Origin of the sequence: Hydrogenimonas sp., assembly GCF_029933015.1 — a bacterium.
Lineage (GTDB): Bacteria > Campylobacterota > Campylobacteria > Campylobacterales > Hydrogenimonadaceae > Hydrogenimonas.
The window spans coordinates 1-4767 of the sequence record NZ_JAOZOZ010000031.1 but is presented as its reverse complement, the minus strand read 5'-3'; the positions used below and the strand labels follow the sequence as shown (position 1 = coordinate 4767).

Below are 4767 nucleotides of genomic sequence, written 5' to 3'. Positions count from 1 at the left end.
GAAAAGACGCTGGCCGTGGAGACCGATTCGATCGAGGACGCACTTCTTTTCGCCGAACGGGGGGTGCGGCTCTTCCAGCTGGAAAAATTCTCTCCCGCCGATCTTGAAAGAGCGGTGAATACCCTCAAAAACAGATACCCCGACATCCGTCTGCTGGCCACCGGGGGTGTACGCCTCGAAAACGTCGCCGACTACGCCGCCACGGGCGTGGACGGTCTCATCACGACCGCCCCCTACTACTTCGCCGCCCCGGCCGACATCGGGGTCGGTATGCAGAGGCTCTGAGCATGCGCAACGAAGTGGCGGGCCGCCTCTGGCTGGGAAAGGAGAAGCACGCCTTTCTGGGACACGGCCGGATGGAGCTTCTGCGCCTCATCGACGAAACCGGCTCCATCTCCAAGGCGGCCAAAGCGATGAAGATGAGCTACAAGGCGGCATGGGATGCCGTGGACGCCATGAACAACCTGGCCGAAAAGCCCCTGGTGGAGCGGGTCACCGGCGGAAAGGGCGGCGGCGGCACACGCCTGACCGGTTACGGCCGGGAGGTGGTGGAGACCTTCCGCATCCTCGAAGAGGAGCACGAACGGTTTTTGCACAACCTCTCCCGCCGCGTCAACGAAAAGGATGGACATTTGCGACTGCTCAACTCCATGTCGATGCGCATCAGCGCCCGAAACCAGCTCGCCGGAGAGGTCAGCCACATCGAACGGGGCGCCGTCAACTCTCAGATCACCCTCCGCCTCAAAGGAGGCCATCCCCTCACGGCGACGATCACCAACGACTCCCTGGAGGAGCTCGACATCGCCGTCGGCTCCCGCGTCTACGCCCTCTTCAAGGCCAACGCCCTGCTTCTTTCGACCGATCCCGCGCTTAGGCTCGGCGTCGAAAACCGCTTCGAGGGGATCGTGGAGCGCATCGAACATGGAAGCGTCAACCACGACGTCATCGTCGCCCTCGAAGGGGGCACGCGCCTGTGCGCGCAGCTGGGTACTTCGGCGCTGGAGGGGCTGGCGCTGAAAGAGGGTATGAGCGTGGCGGCGTTTTGCAAAGCGAGCCAGATCATGATCGGCATCTACTGAAGGAGACCCTATGCGATTTTTGGCATATTTTTCGACCCTCTCTCTTCTGACGGCCGCCACGGCCACGGCTCTTCCGGCCGACGGGACCCCGAAACGTATCCTGAAAGCCAACCGAACCCTCGTCTACCGCACACTTCCTTCGGAGGCGAACGACCTGACGGAGTTTTTCACCAAAGGGGCGTGGTACGGCCGGCTGCGCATGAACACTTTCCGCTACGACTGGAAAGAGGAGATCCCCGGCAAAACGAAGGACAACTGGTCGGCGGGCATCGGCGGCAGCGTCACCCTCAAAACCGCCTACTTCCACGGCTTCGGCGCCACCCTCGACGCCTACACCAGCCAGAACCCCTGGCATATGGACAAAGAGGAGATCAAATTTCTCAAATCGGGCAAAGACACCATGTGCCGCCACGACGTCTACGACAAAAACCGCTACGCCATGAACGTCGTCGCCCAGCTCTACGCCGAATACCGCATGAAAAAGACGCGCCTCAAATACGGCCGGCAGAAGTTCGAGAGCCTGCTGACCAAAAGCAACGACACAAAAATGGTCCCCAACACCTTCGAAGGCCTCTCTTTCACCAGCCGCGACCTACCCGGCCACCTTTTCAAACTGGCATGGTTCACCAAACAGAAGCTGCGCGACCATACGGCGTTTCACGACGTGCTCACCTTCGGCGATCGGAGCTTTTCAGGGCTCTCTAGCGAAGAGAAACTGATCGCCGCCTGGGGCAACAACGACGATTCGGCGATGCACCGGGGCCTCTCGTACGACAACTACAGAAAATCGGGCCGCGAGACCCACCACGACCTGCTGGTGGCGGAGGTGTGGAGCATGAAGGTGCCGAACCTCGAGGCGATGCTCAACTACACGGCCGTGCCCGACGTGGTCTCCAGCGCCACGGCGGAAGCCCACTATACGCTCGAAACGGGCGGCTGGAAGGTCGTACCCGGCGTGCGCTATCTGCGACAGTTCGACAACGGCGGCGGCGAAGTGGGCGGCGCGGCGCTGCTGGGCCTGCTCAGCCCCCACTACGCCAACACGGCGGGCCAGAGCGGCGGCTACGACGATCCAAAGAGCCTCGACGGCTGGCTCGTCGCCGCCCGTCTGGACATACGGCCCGACGCGCCCTGGAAGCTTCGGCTGGGCTATTCCCACACCGGTGACGAGGCCGACATCGTCGCCCCGTGGCGCGGGTTTCCCACCGGCGGTTTCACCCGTGTCATGGGCCAGTACAACTGGTTCGCCGACACCGACACCTGGATGGTACGGGGCGATTTCGATTTCGAAAAAGCGGGGATCGTCAGTGGCTTGAGCGCCATGTTCCGCTACGGGATCGAGGATTTCGACGAGAGCAAAAAGGTCTACGAAACGGCCAAAGGCAGGTGGATCGCCCTGACACCCTCGGACCGCAAAGCCCTGGAGCTGGGCGCCATCTGGAAGATATCGAAAGTCCCGGGGCTCGAGGCGCGGATTCGGATGGGCTTCGTCGATGCACACAAAAGGCTCGATGGAAGCGACCCTTCCTATAACGAGTACCGGTTCGAGATGAACTATCTGTTTTGAAAAAAGGGGGTACGGGTTTGAAAAAAAGATGGATGGGTATCGTTTTTGCGTGGATGGCGCTTGGATTCGCGTCGCTGCACGCCGGCCAGGTCACCGTGGCGGTGGCCGCCAACGTCAGCTACGCCCTGGACGATCTGAAAAAGGCGTTTGCCAAAGAGCATCCCGGTATCGAGATACGGACCATCCTGGGCAGCAGCGGCAAGCTCACCGCCCAGATCGGAAACGGAGCGCCCTACGACCTCTTCATGGCGGCGAACATGGCCTACCCCGAAGCGCTCTATCGCGGCGGCACCGCCGTAACGAAGCCCAAAGTCTACGCCAAAGGGGCGCTGGCGCTGCTTTCACCCACACCCCGAGACTTCGACGAAGGGCTCAAGACGCTTCTGTCTCCCTCCATACGCCGCATCGCCGTCGCCAACCCCAAAGCCGCGCCTTATGGGGAAGCTGCCGTGGAAGCTTTGAAAAAGGCCGGCCTCTACGACCAGCTCCGATCCAAACTGATATACGGTGAAAGCGTCTCCCAGACACTGGCCTACACGCTTCACGCCGCCGACGTCGGCATCGTCGCCAAATCGTCGCTCTTTTCGCCGAAACTCCGCCGCTTCGAAAAAGGGAAAAACTGGATCGACATCGATGCCACCCTTTACCGGCCCATCGACCAGGGGATCGTTCTTCTAAAACAAGCCCAAAAAAATCCCGACGCCAGGGCCTTTTACGACTTCGTACTGGGCAAAAAGGCCCAGGCGATCTTCAAAGCCTACGGATACCTGCTGCCATGAATCGCATCCCGGCCACACTGACTGGTATCGCTGCCTTCGAGGGGGTTTCACAGCTCTTTTTCGACGCCGACGGCACCCTTCTTACGATGGTGGGGCTCGAACTGCCCAGGGGCGCTCGGACGGGGGTCGAGGTGATTTTAGGCGTCAAGGCGACGCACATCGTCCCGGCCCGCGAAATCCCAAAGAGCGCCGCCATCTCCAACGCCCTGCCCGTATCCGTCGAAGCGATCGAAAAAGGGCGGATTCTCTCGGTCGTCACCTTCCGTTTCGGAGGGTTGCCGCTGGAAGCGATCGTCCCGGCCAACACGCTCGAGACGCTCGGCATGTATGAGGGAGAAAAGGGCTACGCCCTCTTCCAGGCCAGCGAACTGAGCATTCTGGAGGTGCTTTCGTGAGCGGCATCGACTGGACCCCCTTCTGGCTCTCTTTCAAACTGGCCGGCACCACGACGCTCATCCTCTTTCTGATCGCCCTGCCGGTGGCCTGGTGGCTCAGCCGCACGAAATCGAGGGCCAAACCGATGTTCGAGGCTCTCATCTCGTTGCCCATCGTTCTGCCCCCTTCGGTATTGGGATTCTACATACTCTGGGCCCTGGCACCCAACTCACCCATCGGCGCCTTCTTCGAGGAGTATCTGGGCGTCAAGCTGGTCTTCTCCTTCACCGGGTTGGTCGTAGCCAGCTGCCTCTATTCGTTTCCGTTCATGGTCCAGCCGCTGCAAAGCGGCTTCGAGAGCCTCGACAAAAACATGCTCGAAGCCTCCCTGCTGGCCGGCAAGACCCCCTTTCAGACCCTTTGGCGGGTGGCGCTGCCCAACATCAAACCCTCCCTGCTCACCGCGCTGATCGTCACCTTCGCCCATACGGTGGGGGAGTTCGGCGTGGTGCTGATGGTGGGCGGCTCGATCCCGGGTGAGACGAAGGTGGCGTCGGTGGCGATCTACGAGTTCGTCGAGATCATGGATTATGAAAACGCCCACATCTACAGCGCCGTCATGGTGGCGCTGAGCTTTGCGGTACTGCTGGCCGTCTACACTTTCAACCGCTACCATAGACGGCAACTGGGGGTTTACTGATGCTGACGTTCGATATCACCAAATCCCTCGAAGGGGCGGCGGGCCCCATGGAGCTTCGGGTGGCCCTCTCCATCGTGGAGGGGAGTTTCACGGCGATCATGGGCACGAGCGGCAGCGGCAAGACGACGCTGCTGCGCATCCTGGCAGGCCTGGAGGAGGCGACGGGGCGGATCGTCGTAGACGGCGACTTCTGGCTCAAAGGCAAAAACGCCCTGCCCCCGCAGAAAAGAAAGATCGGCTTCGTTTTTCAGGATTACGCGCTTTTTG

Annotated in this window: 6 protein-coding genes and 1 pseudogene; all 7 read left to right on the top strand. The window is 61.0% G+C overall.

The window, feature by feature from the left end:
* Positions 1-285, top strand: a pseudogene (locus tag Q1K23_RS03730) (ModD protein); the annotation flags it as partial.
* Positions 286-287: 2 nt separating this feature from the next.
* Entirely contained in the window at positions 288-1079 is a 792-nt protein-coding gene (locus Q1K23_RS03725; RefSeq protein ID WP_300362586.1) for a TOBE domain-containing protein, read from the top strand.
* A 10-nt stretch (positions 1080-1089) separates the two neighbouring features.
* A complete protein-coding gene (locus Q1K23_RS03720; protein WP_300362584.1) occupies positions 1090-2646 on the top strand; it encodes an OprD family outer membrane porin in 1557 nt (518 codons plus the stop codon).
* 17 nt (positions 2647-2663) lie between these two features.
* Entirely contained in the window at positions 2664-3425 is a 762-nt protein-coding gene (gene modA, locus Q1K23_RS03715; protein WP_366522642.1) for a molybdate ABC transporter substrate-binding protein, read from the top strand.
* Positions 3422-3820, top strand: coding sequence for a TOBE domain-containing protein (locus Q1K23_RS03710; protein ID WP_300362582.1), 399 nt, complete (start codon positions 3422-3424; stop codon positions 3818-3820). The genes modA and Q1K23_RS03710 overlap by 4 nt, the downstream gene beginning before the upstream one ends.
* Positions 3817-4500 (top strand): molybdate ABC transporter permease subunit, encoded by a 684-nt coding sequence (gene modB / locus Q1K23_RS03705; RefSeq protein WP_300362580.1) that lies wholly within the window; start codon positions 3817-3819, stop codon positions 4498-4500. The genes Q1K23_RS03710 and modB overlap by 4 nt, the downstream gene beginning before the upstream one ends.
* A partial coding sequence (locus Q1K23_RS03700; protein WP_300362579.1) for an ATP-binding cassette domain-containing protein occupies positions 4500-4767 on the top strand: 268 nt, incomplete at its 3' end. The genes modB and Q1K23_RS03700, both read left to right, overlap by 1 nt.

What these genes read in the sequence shown, in the direction of transcription:
- Q1K23_RS03725 (WP_300362586.1), top strand. Translation starts at nt 288, where the DNA reads ATGCGCAACGAAGTGGCGGGCCGCCTCTGGCTGGGAAAGGAGAAGCAC.
- Q1K23_RS03720 (WP_300362584.1), top strand. Translation starts at nt 1,090, where the DNA reads ATGCGATTTTTGGCATATTTTTCGACCCTCTCTCTTCTGACGGCCGCC.
- Q1K23_RS03710 (WP_300362582.1), top strand. Translation starts at nt 3,422, where the DNA reads ATGAATCGCATCCCGGCCACACTGACTGGTATCGCTGCCTTCGAGGGG.